Origin of the sequence: Mesorhizobium sp. M0808 (assembly GCF_040320025.1) — a bacterium.
In the GTDB taxonomy this organism is placed as follows: Bacteria; Pseudomonadota; Alphaproteobacteria; order Rhizobiales; family Rhizobiaceae; genus Mesorhizobium.
Map to the genome: position 1 here is coordinate 43577 of NZ_JAMYOX010000022.1, position 15200 is coordinate 58776.

Genomic DNA, 15200 nt, shown 5'->3' on the forward strand with positions numbered 1-15200 from the left:
GGTCGTCCTGAGCATGAGCACAGGCTATTTCGGGTGGCCATTTCGCCTCCAATGCAGGGCCATTCCTTCCCAGGCGCCATCATGATGCAACTTATTGCACCCGATTGGTACGGTGACTTTGCCAACGAACTGCATGCAATGCACCCCTCTGCGATACCGCGTCTTCAAGGAGCGTTTCCTTGCTTGAAAGGCGAAACGGAGCGCACAGCGGGATTGTTCAGCCGGCGAACAATTCCTTGTAGCCAGTTGTGACCATCCAGTTCGCACGGTCGAGATGACTACGAAGAGCCTTCCTGGCGCGCTCCGGTTCGCGTGCTGGATCGATGCCGAGGATGAGGTGGGCCATCTCTTCTTCGCTCGCATCATCGGCGGAGGCGTCTAGGAGCCGCATTATAAGTCGTGAAATGCGCTTTATCGTATGCCGTGAGGCTGTCCGACCAGTGCACTTCGTCGGCAATTGGCGTGCTCGATCTAGGCTGTAACATAGCTGGTTATATCTCCGGAAAAACGGCCTCCGCGAAGCCCCTCCGCCAGCGATTTAGATGCTCGATGTGGATTACATATTATAGTTGATAAACTCAAGCTGCCTAATCCGCTGGCTATCGTCCATGGATATGCGCAGGTTGGTCGGACGTAATGTGCAGAGGATCAGGCTAAGGAAGCGTCTGACGCAGGAGCAGCTTGCGGAGATTTCCGGGTTCAGCCAGCAGTACATCAGCGGTTTGGAGAAAGGACGAAGAAATCCGACGATCATCACGATCTATGAACTGGCATTGGCCCTCGACGTCAGCCACACGGATCTGGTTCGGCCCGACAAACAGGCCTGACCCACCCGACTTCCAAGTAATTGCTACGGGCCGGCGCCCCTCACGGCGCGCGCCGGCTGCTCGTGAACTGCGCCCGGTCTTCTTCGGCAGGCTTCAGCGATCTTGCCCCGTTCGGCTTCGCGCCCCCGGCGCGGGGCAGCCTGTCGGCTGCTACTGGCAAGTACCTGGTCGGGCGCAGGCGGAACGCCCACTCTTAACAACGGCTTCTTCAAGTATCCCCGACAATCGGCTGCTATGCGTTGGATGGTCATCGCATGAAGTTGATCAGAACGTTCCTCCGATTCGGACACCTCCCCGCCCAAGGGTTACAAGGCCCCATCCCTCTAATCGATCCGGTTCGACCCGCCGTGCACCGCCGGCGTGGAAAGGGCGCCCGAGGCGCCCTTCATTTCAGATCGGCTGTCAGCAGGGCCGCCTTCGCGTTGCGTATCAGAAGCGGTAGGTGACACCTGCGCCTATCAACCACGGATCGAGCGCAGCCTTCCCCGTCAGCTTCGCGCCGTCGACCGTGACGTCGAAGTCTGGCTTGAGGAAAAGCTTCTTCACGTCGAAGTTGACGCCCCAGTGCTGATCCACCATGTAGTCGAAACCGACCTGCAGCGCGGCGCCGAACGTGTTCCTAACCTTGAGAGCGTCGGCACTGCCGACGTCCTGGTTATAGAATATCGTGTAGTTCACGCCGGCACCAACATAGGGCTTGAAAGCGCCGAAATTGGTAACATGATACTGCAATGTGAGCGTAGGCGGCAGCAGCCAAACCTTGCCGATCTTGCCCAGCCCGCCGATCGCTCCTTGGCCCCCGATGTTTGCATAGGTGGTGCCGAGTATGAGCTCGGCGGCGATGTTGTCCGTGAAGAAATAGGAGATATCGAGTTCCGGCGTCACCGTGTTCGAATAGGAAAGATCGGAGCCGGGCACTGCTTTGACGTAGCCCGAATCCTCAGTGACGACCCCCAACGCACGCAGGCGGATCTGCCAAGGGCTTGGCGCTTCCGTGACCGAGGCTCCCGCCTGCGGGACGCTCGCGGCTTGCGCAAGGTCCGCCGCGACGGCCTGCTGTCCTATCACGATGAGGACAACGGCCGCTGTTACTCCCCGTGCCGCGCGCATTTGGTTTCTCGCCATGATATTCTCTCCTTGCTGTTTAGAAATGATGCACTGAACTACGAAAAGTCTTGTTCGAATTGCGTGATTGGCGGAGCGCTCATGCGCAGTTTGCGTGGGACCGCGCACGCATTATTTGCGCCGTGCTCGCTATCATCGACCTGTACTCACTTAGAAGTAAGCGGGATAACCAAAGGCCTGCAGCTTTGCGGCCGTCTTTTGCGCGTGACCCGGGTGGGACGCGGTCGTCCCGCTTCGTGGTGGCGAGCAGGATCGGCGGATAGGCGGCAAGGGTGGTCCCGGCGCCATAGTAGTGCGGATTCCGGCATCTTGCCAGAATTGTAGAGGTACTGACCGCGGCGCGTGATCACGGGAACCTCGTCAGGACGGTCGAAGATCGCTGTCAGGGCCTCGTGGTCGCGATCGAACTGTGTTCCACCGAAGTGCCCCAGGGTCCTGGCAGACTGGCTGGCGGCCCAGGCAAGTGTCTGTTCTCCTTCTACATCTTCGGGCCAAAGATGGGGATCATCGTACGGGGCATTCAGCGTTGGGCGGAAATCGAATACGGTCATGTCCGGATAACGTGAAGAATGATGTCGACTGGAAAACAGCCGCAACGTCCTGTCGGCTCGGAAAGGCCCAGTTTTCGCGGCTGCGACCGCATGTTGGCGAGCTTGATCATGGCGTGATTTCTCCTCAGTCCTTGCCGCAGCGCGTTTGCGGATAGCCTTGCACGTGTCGTGCCAAAGGAGAAAATCATTTCACAACAATGACATGGCTCTGATTGTGGTGTGTCTCATGTCCGACTTTGTCGAAGACTCGACAACAAGTGCAGCCGTGACCGCCTGATAAATCCTCCTGTGCAAGCTCGGTGGGCACTGCGGAATGAGCAGTGAAGCTCACCGCTAAACTGGCCGAGCTTCGGATCGACATCGGCGACGGGGCGATCGACGACCACTACGTCGCCGGTGTCGGGCGCGGCACAGCGTGAGAACCGCGACGGCGATCATCGAATAACTGCGTTTACGATGGCTTCATCCTGGCCCACCGGTGGGCGCGCAAAAGACTGCTTTGCGGACTCATCCCTCCGCCTAGATTGAGTCGCAGGGACCGAATGGCGCACGTGCTTCTGGGACCGGCAGAGTGGTCATAACGCAATTGTCTTCTGGCTATCTTTACAGAGATTCGACAATCCAGTTGGTGAAGCTCCCATATCGCGCAAATCATTGATGCGCTCAGGTCTGGACATGCGCCCATCCGCAACCATCTCATCAAGAGCATCGATCCGACACATAGAGAATTGCTTCCCCATGAGAGGGGCCTCGCGGCGCACATGAGATTGCGTCACTCTTCATGATCGCGGCCTCCAAGGACGTCGGGATCGAGCCAGTGCAACGGCACGATAGGGCGAGGATTTGGCAGGTCTTGCAACTGCCGACCTCGATGGACAACGCATATCGCGATCTGTCCGGCAGAGACACAAGGTTCTGCACTGTCGGTTCTTGAAGACTTCGTGCTGGTCTCCATAAGAGAAGTATTTCTGGTGCAGAAGGTGCCCGATTAGCTATTCGGAAAAAGGTGACATCGACGTGCAAATCGGGCGCCGCCGTGAGGCGTCCCCCTCAATGTCGGATTTCCGACAGGATCGCAAATCCGACAACCCATTGTTTAATAAGCTTTTCCTTCTCTGGCACGGCCCATGCATGGGACTCTGCGAACGCATCAGCGAGACGTCTCCATGATCATGCGCACCGAAAATGCCGTCGCCGCAGTGAAAACCGCGCTCTCGCCTGCCATCAAGCCGCCGAAAGGCCGGCGCGTCATGGTTGAGGCGGACGATTGCGCCGGCTTCGAACACCTCGATGGGCTGCGTCTCGCGTGACGGCGACGAGGGCATCCAGTATAGGACATACGTCGTTGCCCCACGTCGCCGGCCTGACCCCTCGATTGTCACCGCGCTGGAATGCTCGGGTCTACATTCGACGACGCGAACGCGCTGGACAAATTCTCGCAAACCCGGTCGGGACCGGGGCTCCGAAAACGTCCGCGAGGGGCCCAATGGTTATGGCCGATATTCGCCGAGAACAAGCCACCTATTGGGAAGACTCTATAGGAGGAAAGCAAGTGGAGTTATCTTGCGTTGGGGTCGGTGCTGGGCCGTCTAATTTGAGCCTTGCGTGTCAGCTACACGAGCAAGTTGGGCAAGGGGCACTGTTCCTGGATCGGCAGATCGACTTCCGTTGGCATCCGGGCATCGCGTTCGATTCCTCGGAGCTCCAGGTCAGCCACTTCAAGGATCTGGTCACGCTGGTGAATCCGCGATCAGCCTACACTTTCGTAAACTTCCTGCACGAGAACGGGCGTTTGTACCACTTCCTGAACGCACAGTTCGAGGCTGTGTTCAGAGCTGAGTTTGAGCAGTACCTGAACTGGGCCTTCCACAGGAACCCACTTGTCCATGGCGGCCAGACCGTGCACGAACTCCGCTTTGATGGCGCGTTTCGGGTGCGGACCGATAACGCGGTTCTCGGCGCCAGAAACGTCGTGGTTGGCATTGGCAAGCAGGCGCAAATCCCGCCTCAGTTTCAGGGCTGGATTGGACGCAACCTGTTCCACTCATCTGTTCTACTGCACATCCATCCCGAGGTGCGGAGAAAGCATGTCTGCGTGGTTGGCGGAGGCCAGTCGGGAGCCGAGGTGATGTTGCACCTTGTCGGCCTGCCGAAAGAACGGCGGCCTGCCTCGATCACTTGGGTCTCGCAGCGTGAGAACTACCTGCCTCTCGACAACAGCCCGTTCACAAACGAGTTGTTCATGCCCTGCTTTTCGGATCGTTTCGCGGCGATGAGCGAGTCGCAGCGCAAGCTGCTCCTGCGGCGTTTCGTGCTTGCCTCAGACGGCATTTCGGAAAGCACGTTGCGCGCCATCTATCAGGCGCTGTATCGCCACGCATTTTTCGAGCTAAACCGATGCGACATCACACTGCGGCCAGGCTGCACCGTCTCGCACTGCATCAACGCCGGCGCGGGTCATAGGCTGACCCTGCAGCACGGCATGGACGAAGTCGAAGAAGTCACGGCTGAAATCGTCATTCTCGCCACCGGTTACGAGAACGCGGTCCCAGACTTCTTGGAACCCATCGCACACCGGCTGGAGCAGATCGACAATGAATTAGCTATTCGCGAAGATTTTTCGGTGAGCTGGGACGGACCGCGTGACAGACGCATCTTCGTACAAAACGCGAGCCTCGGGCAGCGCGGCCTGGCCGATCCGAACCTAAGCCTGCTGGCCTGGCGCGCGCGCCGCATCCTCGATAGCCTTCTTGGGCGCGCGCCATGCGCGAACCCCGAGCATCCTGGCTTCATCAGCCATACCTCGATCGAGAGCTGGCCCGCCCCCGCAGCCGAAGAAATGGGCAGCGGGATATGACTCGTAGACTTTTGACCATCGGCGGTGGCATCCTAGGAATGATGTCCGCCTCCGCTGCGGCGAAGACCGGAGGCTTCTCCGAAATCATCGTGACCGAACAAGCCCTTGGACCAAGCGGCGCATCGCATTATTCTGGGGGCGTGCATTTCCCCTACGGTTGTAAAGACCGTACCAGGTCGCTCACTCGAAAGAGCGCCGTGGTCTTGGCGGCCATGGCTGGGTCGGCGGTCAGCGGATGGTGCCGGCCTTTAGCGATGCGTGTCGTGGCTGGACCGGGTGAAGCGATTGATCCGGCCCAGTTTACGGAACCCCTGGACCCGGCTGAGCCTGACATAGGCAGTCTGGCGCCGAGCTTCTGCGGACAATATCCGCCAGAGCGGAACGCACTTAGCATCGCCGTCCCACATCACGTGAGTTCCGTCTCCGTGGACCCGCAACTTGATCAGCGCCCGACCGACCTAACTGGGATGTCCGACCAAACCAGTCTTTCCAACAGGAGGCTTTTCGCATGTTGACTGATGCACAAAGAGAAAAGTGGCAGAAGGACGGATACGTCAGGCTCGAAAGGTTCTTCGCTCCAGCGGCTCAGGAAGATATCTCTAAGCTGGTCGAAGATATGTCACGCTGGGATGTCAGCGAGGATAAATGGCTCATGTGGTTCGAGAAGACGACCGACAATCGAAAGATCGTATCCAAGATGGAGAATTTTCTCGACTTCCATGATCCATTGCGTCGTTTGCTCTTAGAAGATCAGCGCATAAAAACAGCAGTCGAGGAGTTGCTTGGCGAAGATTCGCGCAGGCTCAAGGAGTTACTGATTTTCCACTACCCCGACAGCGGCGGCTATCTCCCGCATCAGGACATTTATCACATTCCACACAAACTCCCCGACCGGATGGTCCATGCGGTGGTTGCCATAGGCATCGACGACTCCGACCCGGAAAACGGCGGGCTTTTCTTCAGCCCCGGCAACCACAAGATGGGGGTGTTTCCCATGGATGCCGGTGGGGTGATCGATCCTCAAGTCGCCGAAATGTTCTCCTGGGAACCCGTAGTATGGAAGGCTGGCGACATCTTCATCTTCGACGATTACGCACCGCACTACTCACGACCGAACAAAAGCAATCGTTCGCGGCGGACACTCTACTTGGTGTTCCAGCGTGCTTCAACCGGTGGCCCGACCCGCGCTGAATATAACGTGCTTAAGCGCGCCCTTAACCCGCCCGAGGGCAAAGTGGCCGATCTCGACAAACTCAAGCCCCCAAATGGCATTTTCTATCGCGATTGAGCTCACGCAGCCAGGCGGAGGCATGCACACGAAACTGATCGACCGCTCAAAAATGCGCGGAGAGTATGGCGTTCTGATTTGCGGGCTCGCGGAGCATCGACCGCAGCCCGTTACGACGCTTCGGCACGTGGATTGTGGAGGTGGTCGCAGGGCGGTCTATGACGCCTACAGCCCGACTGGCGCCCCCCTCGTCGCCCGCCTGGCGGCCCAGAGCTGCATTATCCTGGCCGGGGCCGCCAACGGGTCGGGCCGTTTCTCTCCGCGAATTGCACGGGAGGCTGTTGCGTTGGCAGCCGAAGATCCCACGGCTTCAACAGCTTAGGTTCGTTGTCATGCGCAAACACACGTTTTCTCGAACGGAGCTGTCGCGGGCGTTCGGTATCGACATGGCCACGCTCGGAACGGGAAGCGTCGGCACGGGTTTTTCGTTCGGTAGGCTGGCACCGGGCGCTACATCCGAGCCCCATCGGCACGACGAAATCGAGGCCTTTGTGGTCCTGTCTGGCGCGGGCAAAGTCACTACCGACCGTGGGGAAATCTCGGTCGAGGCGGGCGATGTCATTCTGTTCCACCCTTTTGAAGCGCATGTGCTGCGCAACGACGGAAACGAAGACCTAGATTTCGTCGATGTCTACTGGCGAGACGGCGAGGCCGCCCTTGATGCCGCTGCAAAGACCACGGCTCCACGCGGGCCGATCTTCGTCTTCTCCACGCCGCCAACGCCAAATGGCGATCTACATCTGGGGCATCTTTCTGGCCCCTATTTCGGCGCCGACGTCTATACTCGTTTCCTGCGCATGAAAGGAGTCGAAGCATATCACCTCACTGGAAGCGATGACAACCAGAGCTACGTCACGATACGCGCCGATGCCGATCAATCGACGCCTGCAAAGGTGGCGCGCTACTACGCCGACGAGATTCGCGCCACGCTTGCACTTTTCGATTGTGAGGTCCACAGCTTCCAACTCACGACGGGCGATGACGGTTACGGCGAGTTTCAAGCCGCGTGTTTCCGCAGTCTTCTGAGCAGCACGGCGGTAGATCTGCGCCAGAGCCCTGCGCTTTTCGATGCTGTGACAGGCCACTATCTTTACGAGCCGGATGTTAGCGGCCTCTGCCCCGATTGCGGCGGCTCCGCCGGTGGCAACATCTGCGAGGAATGCGGCGCCCCAAACCTTTGCCACGACTTGGGTGCAGCCCGGTCACGGCAGTCTGCCGAGGCGCCGCTGGTCGGCTCCGTCCGCCGCCCGGAACTTGCCATGGACCGATGCTACGACAATATCGACCGGCATCTAAGGGCGTCGGGCGTCCCGCTACGGATCTTGGATCTCTTTGCGCGCCTACGCCGACGCGGCAACTTTTCAGTGCCCATTACCCACCCCTCGGACTGGGGCCTGCCGGCCGAAGGGTTCCCGGGGCAAGTGATCTGGGTCTGGCCGGAAATGGCCTTCGGTTTTCTTTACAACATCCAGGCGCTCGGCCGCTTGCTGGGTCGCGACTGGAAGGCGGCCATGCCCGGCAACGACTGGCAGATTGTCCATTTCTTCGGCTTCGACAATTCGTTCTACCACGCGCTACTCTACCCCGCTCTTTACGCCGAGGTCTTCTCCCACTGGACGCCACGCATCCACTATCACGTCAACGAGTTCTACCTGCTCGACGGCAAGAAGTTCTCAACCAGCTGCCGCCATGCGGTCTGGGGCAAGGAGGTTCTGAGCCCAAAGACAGTCGACGTCGTGCGCCTCCATTTGGGCCTGACACGCCCGGAAGGTGAGCGGACGGATTTCACGCTGGACGCGCTGCGCCGCACCGAGAACGAGGTGTTCCAAGGGATTTGGCTGAACTGGCTTGATGCGTTGAACCAGGAAATCAAGCAGGATTTTGCCGGCCGTGTACCCGATGCAGGCGACTGGAGCCCGGTCGACCGCGCCTTCTTTGCTCGGATAGAGATCTATCGCGCGGCGATGGAGCGCGCCTATTCGGACGAAGGCTTCTCGGTCCGGCGCGCGGCCGCTCAGGTCTGCGATTTCGTGCGCGATTGCGTGATCTACCGTCGGGCGCGAGACTATGCGGCGGCGCGACGTTTCTATCCCGCCCGCAATCGGACTTCGCTAGCCCTTCAGACGACGGCCGCTGCGATCCTGGCACCGACACTCGCTCCGCTGATGCCCCGATTCGCCAGAACGCTGGCGCGAGGCATCGATGGCGTCTCAACCGAAACATGGCCCCGGTCCGTCCAGCGCCTTGCGCCCGGGACGCGCTTTGATCTCGGACCCGTGTTGGTGTTCTACGCCAAATCCGGCAATCCTCATCTCGATGAGGAGGAAGCACTATGAGCCCAAAGGTGCACCAGTGAGCTATCCCAATCTCGACCAGATCTGCGCGGCAATCAAAGCCGATGATGCCAAATATCTTTACTCGCTGTCACTGGCGACCGAAGCCGCTATCAGACGGTAGAGACCAGATTGGCGGACCTGAACCAACGCATCGTCGACACCCTGGCCCGCGCCTTCGAGGACCGCTCGGCCGATCGCTTCCCAGCCCTTGCTGTTTCGTGCCGCAAACGCCGTGTGGGCCGCGACTGCGCTGACCAACCTCTTCGGCATCGCGGGATTTCCGTCCTCCAGCCGGTCAAGACTGTCATGCGGTTCGAGGCGCTTGGTCAACCTGGCGCGCCCTGGATCGTGCGCCGATCACCGGAAATGTCGAATGAATGCCTGCCTGATGGTATCTTCGATTCTGTCCGAGCCTGTACTGGCGCGGCAGTCGGCCGAAGAACAACTGAGCTACTGACAATCGGAAGGTAGCAGGTTCAAAATTCTGCCCCAGAAACCGGATATTGCGCACAACCAGCGTTCACGATCGCGATGGTGCACAAGCTTCCAACCAGACCCGCGCAACGACAGCCCGTCGCCTGAAGATAGTCGGCGAGGGCCGCCAAATCCCTCGCAAGCGTATCCTCCGTCACATGCACGCCGTCTTCGCCGACAATGCAGACGCTTGTCTCGTCGAGAGATAAGTCCAGCCAGGGTGCTCCTTCAGGATTGCGTGTTTGCTCGGGTACGGAGCCGCCCCTCAGTTCCCAATCGAGGAGCGATCCTATAATTCACATATTTGGAGATCGCTCGCAGTTACCCGGCTGTGAACCCTGCAAGCCGAAAATTCAGATGCCGCCCATGCAGAGATATTTCATTTCTAGGTAGTCCTCGAGGCCATGGCGGGATCCCTCCCGCCCGATGCCGGACTGTTTTATCCCACCGAACGGCGCCGCTTCTGAAGACATCCGGCCGGTATTTACCCCGACCATTCCATATTCCAAGGCCTCGGCCACACGCCAGACACGCTTCAGGTTGGAGGCATAAAAGTAGGCCGCGAGGCCGTAGATCGTGTCGTTAGCCTCACGCACGACCTGATCCGCATCTTTGAAGCGAATAATCGGTGCCAGCGGCCCGAATGTCTCTTCTTGCGCGACGGTCATCTCGCTGGAGACACCGGTCAGGACTGTCGGTTGGAAAAACGTGCCATTCGTGCCGATACGTTTGCCCCCGCATTGAATTGCGCCGCCTTTTGCGACGGCATCGGCAATATGGGATTCGATCTTGGCCAAAGCGTGCTTGTCGATGAGCGGTCCGATGTCCACTCCGGGAGCGAAACCGTCACCAACTTGAAGTTGGCGAGCCTGTTGCACGAATTTCTCGACGAACTCGTCGTGAACGCCCGACTGGACGTAAAGGCGGTTCGCCGAAACGCAGGTCTGGCCGGCATTGCGGAACTTCGCCTGGATCGCACCGTCAACCGCGGCATCGATATCGGCATCATCGAAGACGATGAAAGGTGCATTGCCGCCGAGCTCAAGGCTGACTTTTTTGATCTGGTCCGAGCACTGGCGCATGAGAAGGCGCCCGATCTCAGTCGACCCGGTGAAGCTGATCTTGCGGACCTTGGGATTGGTACAAAGTTCGCGGCCGACCGCGTCACCTTCGGACGCATAGATCAGGTTGACGACGCCTTCGGGAAAGCCAGCCTGATGGGCGAGGGCGAACATTGCTCCCGCCACGAGCGGCGTCTGTTCAGCGGGCTTGAGGACGATCGTGCAGCCCGCCGCCAAGGCTGGCGAGATTTTGCGCGCCACCATCGAGGCCGGGAAATTCCATGGCGTTATCGTGCCAACAACTCCGATGGGCTGCTTGATTACCAGCATTCGGCGGTCCATCGATGGTGCTGAGATCGTCTCGCCATAGACGCGATTGGCCTCCTCGGCGTACCATTGCAGATACGCCGCAGCATGCGATATCTCCGACTTGGCTTCGGCAAGCGGCTTGCCCATCTCCGCGGTGAGAATCGCGGCGAGATCGTCGGCGTGGTCGATGATCAACTGATGCCATCGCCATAGAACGTCGCTGCGCTCACGTGCGGTCAGCCCTGCCCATCCAGGCTGCGCGACATAGGCCTTGTCGATCGCAGCGCATGTCTCCTCGACACCCATGTCGGGTAGTTCTGCCAGCACTTCGCCAGTCGACGGGTTGAGGACCTCGAATGTCCGCTCGCTAATCCGCGTGCCAAGTGCCGGCAGGCGATCAATGGGTCCAAACAGGTCGGGGGATCTCAGGTGACGGATCATCGGCAGGCACAGGGGCAATACCGGATTCCTCCTCAACGCAGCAGGTATATATAGCAGGTGCGGTGTGTACTCCGCGACGTCCGGGTTCCTTATAGGGCCTCGGCGAGACAGCTGGTAGACCACGGTACCCGACTGGAAAGGGAGAATACCTGAATACGCTAGAAGATGCCTCGCGGTTCTACTAGTCGAACGATTGAACAACGGACATCGGCTTCGCCAGCCGCGCGGAGTGGATGCTGGTGGACTGCGCCTACAATCTGCGGACCACGAATCGGCGACTCTATCCACTCGAAGAGAGGCTGGCCTGAGGAGGAGCGCACCCCAAATAATGACGCCTCAACCGGCAAATGCCTGGCAAGGCCCGCGAAAACCGCTCCTCGCGGCTTTAAACAGATCCCGTTTACCGGGCGAGCGCCCGCAAGATGACAAAGAGGATGGAGAGGAACAGGGTGGCGAAGGCGCGCCGAGGGAAGACCGGCCGGCGCATTTGCATGGGGATGGAGCTTATGATCAATTCCCCGCCTGTTGCTGCGGCAAAAGATAGCCTGTGGTCGAATGGTCGAGCACCAGATAACGCGCGGCGACCGCCTTGACCTCGTCGGTGGTGACCTTGCGGACGCGGTCCGGCCTCTCGAGCACGTCCTTCACATTGCCACCGGTGGTGAGCGTCCTGCCATAAATGTTGGCGATGTGGTCCAGCTCGTCGTGCGCAAAAATCACCGAGCGGATATAGCGGTCTTTGGCCTTGTCCAGCTCGTCGCTGGTGACGCCATCCTTGGCGATCCGGGCGACTTCGGCAACGGCCGCCGCTTCGAGATCGACGAGCTTTGCATCGCCGCGCGGCGAGCCGGAGATGGTGAAATTGGTGTCGTCTAGCATGGTGCCCTGGAAGGAGGCGCCGGCCGCCGAGGCTATGCCTTGCTTGACGACAAGCTCCTGATATAGCCGGCTGCGGTTACCGCCGCCGAGGATCTCGGCCAGCAGGTCGAGCGCCTCGGCCTCGCCGGGCTCTGCCGTATGATAGGACGGCACCACCCATTGAGTGGAAAAGCTCGGCACCGAAACGCGCGCATCGGTCAGCGTCACTGTGCGCCTGGTGTTCTGCTCCGGCTCGACCGGACGGTTGCGCGGGGGCAGGTCCGGCCCGCGCACAACCTTGCCATAGGTCTTCTCGGCCAGCGCCTTCACCGTCTCAGGCTCTACGTCGCCGGCCACCACCAGCACGGCGTTGTTCGGTCGGTAGTATTTGTTGTAGATGGTGAATGCGTCGGTGCCGTTCAGCTTCTCCATCTCCTGCATCCAGCCGATGACCGGAATGCGGTAGGGCTGGTTCTGCCGCAACGTCGCGTTGACCTCCTCGTCCAGCAGAGCATGCGGGTTCGTCTCTCTGTGCCAACGGCGCTCCTCCAGGATCACGTCGCGCTCGGTCTTGATATCATCGTCGTTGAGGATGAGGTTGAACATGCGATCGGCCTCGAAGCCCATCATCTCACCCAACGCCGAGGGCGCCACCGTCTCGAGGAAGGTGGTGTAGTCATAGGCGGTGAAGGCGTTATTGTAGCCGCCGATGGCCGAGACGGCTCGGTCGAACTCGCCGGCGGCGTGGTTGGTCGTCGCCTTGAACATCAGATGCTTGAGGAAATGGGCAAGGCCGGATTTGCCGGGTGGCTCGTCGGCGCTGCCGATCTTGTACCAGACCATATGAGTGACGATCGGCGCGCGGTGATCGGGGATGACGACCACTTCCATGCCGTTGTCGAGCAGGAAATCCGTCACTTTGCCGCCGTCGGTGGCGGCCAGAGCCGGAGCGGTCGTCACCAGGGCCAGCGCGGTGGCGATGAACGCCTTGCGCAGCCAGGGGGACGATCGATGGCTCCGGTTGTGGCGGCTGGTCGAAAGGCAAGGTTCGAGGCAAAGTGATTTGTTCCTCATTTTGATCAAGGCGCTGGGTCCCCGTCTCCCCCCGTGGGAGGACCGGCGGGCAGCGCCAAGCCAGATGAACAAGCTCTTCATTGTGCCAGGCCTTACTCGAGCCTCATTCTTGGATGGACCCAGGAGACCTGCGGCAGTATTTCTTGGTGAGGTGATCATGGGACGGATTCTCCTTGGTCCGCGGCGCCTTGCGGATGACCAAGCATGCACCGTGCCAGATCAGAAAACCGTTCGAGACAGTGGACAAATCGGGCTCTGCCATGTTGCGCATCCGACATTGTCGGACATCGGACAGGGCCGAACGCGACGCGCGCGGCTGAGAATATCTTCTTCGTTAGGAAGACGATTGGGCGCGCTGCCGGGGAGGGGTATAGGATGCGCTTCGAATGGCCGCTGCACTGACGGTGAGAATGGAGATGTTGGTCGCCCCAGCGGAACCCTGTCCTCGACAGCCAGACCGGGTCGATGCTGAAGGGCAGAGGCGTGAGCAGCCCAGCCAACTCGAACCCGGAGCCTGCTCGCGCGCTAGGACGGATCTGATCAAAGATCGGCGAGTTGGGCGATATCCGCGAGGCGCTGGAAAACGAAGATCGTAGGACTCGGGCGGGAAAAAACGATGCGGTTGCGCGCTTCTGGCGTAATGCGCCTGCCGCGAGGCCGTTGAGCCTGATGAGTTGCTGCGGGAAAGAGGAGTGTTTGCGCGGGACCTAGCTCGCCATGGAGGGGCATGCAGACACGTTTGTTGCTGGAGGACAGCAGCACGGAAGCTGTCCGCGCTTGCCGTCGTCGCTGGGTACCAAACAGGAGAATTTGGCGGTCGCGATCGAATTCATCTGCGTAAATGCCGCCTGGCTGTGCTCGGTTTGCTGGCGAACAGATTTTGCCTTCTTTGCGGCTGCAAACGCATCCCTGGCGGCGTGGTCCCTTAGGTCAAGGGCATCGGGTGAGTAACAGCCTGATCCTGCTCAATCTGATGCGCGCCAACCGCCTCGCCGAATTGTGGAACCGCTCGCGGGTAGCTTCTACCACAAACAGCAAGGTCATGAAATCAAGTAGGAAGTCGTCGATCGCTTGGGCGATTGTTTCTGACTTGCCCTTGAACTGGGCCAGCAAAACGCGCGCGCTATCGATCGCTTCCACGCTGGTGGCATTGATTAACCCCTCGACCCTCTTGAAAACAATCCAATTCGAAACTCCTTCAAGCGCTTGCCAAGCCGTTATGCACGAAGGCAGCTCCGTGAACTACCCGGCCTTTGACCTGGCTGCACGAGCAGCGGTCGGCCTTACGTCTCGTGCCTCCAAGCACCAGCCATAGACGTGGCGCTGAGGAGCGTTGGAAGGGTCGGGCGCTTCCGGCCATGCTCGAGCGGTAGTGTAAGGACAGTGCTTGCTGGCGACCACGGCCACAATGCACTACGCCAGTTGCCGCCGACCAATCAACCGGCCTTGAAATTTTTCGTTTTGCTGCCCCTAAGTCTCGGCTATGAATCGGACTGGCCAAATGGCCTGCCCACGTTGCAATTGTTACAAAAGGAATACGCATATGGCGACCGGAACAGTGAAGTGGTTTAACAGCACCAAGGGGTTTGGATTTATCCAACCCGACGATGGCGGTCAGGATGTTTTCGTCCACATTTCCGCTGTCGAACGCGCGGGCCTCTCGACCCTCGCTGACGGCCAGAAGATCAAGTATGAGATTGAACAGGACCGCCGCACTGGCAAATCCTCCGCTGGCAGTCTCAGCAAAGTTGGCTGAATTTACTCTTGCGTCCTGGCAAGAGTGGGCGCGGTACGTCACGAGGGACTCACGGCCGCTCGACAAAAGCGAGCAAGAACGTGGCTCAACTGCAAGGCCGGGGCAGCAGATTGCTGCAGGCGTCGCGAATTCCTCATGAAACAAAGTTGTTTGAAAGGAAGGCGGGGTTGGCCCCGCCTTTTATATGACGCGCAGATTAAGCCGATGGCTGCAACGCTCCAGAACGAATCTCGATTGCCGGAA

Annotated in this window: 11 protein-coding genes and 1 pseudogene; 7 read left to right on the plus strand and 5 right to left on the minus strand. The window is 59.5% G+C overall.

The window, feature by feature from the left end:
- Nucleotides 1-217: 217 nt before the first annotated feature.
- Nucleotides 218-485: pseudogene (locus NKI25_RS22815) on the minus strand (DNA -binding domain-containing protein).
- 123 nt (nucleotides 486-608) lie between these two features.
- On the opposite strand from NKI25_RS22815, the gene NKI25_RS22820 reads away from it, so the two are divergent.
- A complete protein-coding gene (locus NKI25_RS22820; RefSeq protein ID WP_023755980.1) occupies nucleotides 609-827 on the plus strand; it encodes a helix-turn-helix transcriptional regulator in 219 nt (72 codons plus the stop codon).
- Between the two features lie 429 nt (nucleotides 828-1256).
- On the opposite strand, the gene NKI25_RS22825 is transcribed toward NKI25_RS22820, so the two are convergent.
- Nucleotides 1257-1937: an OmpW/AlkL family protein gene (locus NKI25_RS22825; RefSeq protein WP_352999479.1), complete on the minus strand. Its 681-nt coding sequence runs from the start codon at nucleotides 1935-1937 to the stop codon at nucleotides 1257-1259.
- A gap of 1732 nt (nucleotides 1938-3669) precedes the next feature.
- Here NKI25_RS22825 and NKI25_RS22830 point away from each other — a divergent pair.
- From NKI25_RS22830 to NKI25_RS22845, 4 genes are all read left to right on the plus strand, one after another.
- Nucleotides 3670-3813 carry an iron-sulfur cluster assembly accessory protein gene (locus tag NKI25_RS22830; protein WP_352999481.1) on the plus strand — a complete coding sequence of 48 codons (144 nt, stop codon included), beginning with the start codon at nucleotides 3670-3672 and terminating at the stop codon, nucleotides 3811-3813.
- A gap of 176 nt (nucleotides 3814-3989) precedes the next feature.
- Nucleotides 3990-5360, plus strand: coding sequence for a lysine N(6)-hydroxylase/L-ornithine N(5)-oxygenase family protein (locus tag NKI25_RS22835; protein WP_352999483.1), 1371 nt, complete (start codon nucleotides 3990-3992; stop codon nucleotides 5358-5360).
- A gap of 508 nt (nucleotides 5361-5868) precedes the next feature.
- Complete coding sequence (locus NKI25_RS22840; protein ID WP_352999485.1) at nucleotides 5869-6648, plus strand: phytanoyl-CoA dioxygenase family protein; 780 nt, start codon at nucleotides 5869-5871, stop codon at nucleotides 6646-6648.
- Nucleotides 6649-6806: 158 nt separating this feature from the next.
- A complete protein-coding gene (locus tag NKI25_RS22845) occupies nucleotides 6807-8984 on the plus strand; it encodes a class I tRNA ligase family protein (protein ID WP_352999486.1) in 2178 nt (725 codons plus the stop codon).
- Nucleotides 8985-9062: 78 nt separating this feature from the next.
- Here NKI25_RS22845 and NKI25_RS22850 read toward each other — a convergent pair whose 3' ends face one another.
- The 3 genes from NKI25_RS22850 to NKI25_RS22860 all read right to left on the minus strand — a co-directional run bounded on the left by NKI25_RS22850 (nucleotide 9063) and on the right by NKI25_RS22860 (nucleotide 13201).
- On the minus strand, nucleotides 9063-9314 hold the full coding sequence (locus NKI25_RS22850; protein WP_352999488.1) for a hypothetical protein: 252 nt from the start codon (nucleotides 9312-9314) through the stop codon (nucleotides 9063-9065).
- 497 nt (nucleotides 9315-9811) lie between these two features.
- Complete coding sequence (locus NKI25_RS22855) at nucleotides 9812-11269, minus strand: NAD-dependent succinate-semialdehyde dehydrogenase (RefSeq protein ID WP_352999516.1); 1458 nt, start codon at nucleotides 11267-11269, stop codon at nucleotides 9812-9814.
- 510 nt (nucleotides 11270-11779) lie between these two features.
- Nucleotides 11780-13201: a M16 family metallopeptidase gene (locus NKI25_RS22860; RefSeq protein WP_352999490.1), complete on the minus strand. Its 1422-nt coding sequence runs from the start codon at nucleotides 13199-13201 to the stop codon at nucleotides 11780-11782.
- 943 nt (nucleotides 13202-14144) lie between these two features.
- On the opposite strand from NKI25_RS22860, the gene NKI25_RS22865 reads away from it, so the two are divergent.
- Together NKI25_RS22865 and NKI25_RS22870 are read left to right on the plus strand one after the other, a co-directional pair.
- The gene (locus NKI25_RS22865) at nucleotides 14145-14516 is read left to right on the plus strand and encodes a hypothetical protein (RefSeq protein ID WP_352624105.1); all 372 of its coding nucleotides are present in this window, start codon (nucleotides 14145-14147) and stop codon (nucleotides 14514-14516) included.
- Between the two features lie 228 nt (nucleotides 14517-14744).
- Nucleotides 14745-14957 carry a cold-shock protein gene (locus tag NKI25_RS22870; RefSeq protein ID WP_023721434.1) on the plus strand — a complete coding sequence of 71 codons (213 nt, stop codon included), beginning with the start codon at nucleotides 14745-14747 and terminating at the stop codon, nucleotides 14955-14957.
- Nucleotides 14958-15200: the final 243 nt, after the last annotated feature.

Coding starts and splice junctions, on each gene's coding strand:
- NKI25_RS22840 (WP_352999485.1), top strand. CDS start 5,869: ATGTTGACTGATGCACAAAGAGAAAAGTGGCAGAAGGACGGATACGTC.
- NKI25_RS22830 (WP_352999481.1), top strand. CDS start 3,670: ATGATCATGCGCACCGAAAATGCCGTCGCCGCAGTGAAAACCGCGCTC.
- NKI25_RS22820 (WP_023755980.1), top strand. CDS start 609: ATGGATATGCGCAGGTTGGTCGGACGTAATGTGCAGAGGATCAGGCTA.
- NKI25_RS22860 (WP_352999490.1), bottom strand. CDS start 13,201: ATGAGGAACAAATCACTTTGCCTCGAACCTTGCCTTTCGACCAGCCGC.
- NKI25_RS22870 (WP_023721434.1), top strand. CDS start 14,745: ATGGCGACCGGAACAGTGAAGTGGTTTAACAGCACCAAGGGGTTTGGA.
- NKI25_RS22845 (WP_352999486.1), top strand. CDS start 6,807: ATGACGCCTACAGCCCGACTGGCGCCCCCCTCGTCGCCCGCCTGGCGG.
- NKI25_RS22825 (WP_352999479.1), bottom strand. CDS start 1,937: ATGCGCGCGGCACGGGGAGTAACAGCGGCCGTTGTCCTCATCGTGATA.
- NKI25_RS22855 (WP_352999516.1), bottom strand. CDS start 11,269: ATGATCCGTCACCTGAGATCCCCCGACCTGTTTGGACCCATTGATCGC.
- NKI25_RS22835 (WP_352999483.1), top strand. CDS start 3,990: ATGGTTATGGCCGATATTCGCCGAGAACAAGCCACCTATTGGGAAGAC.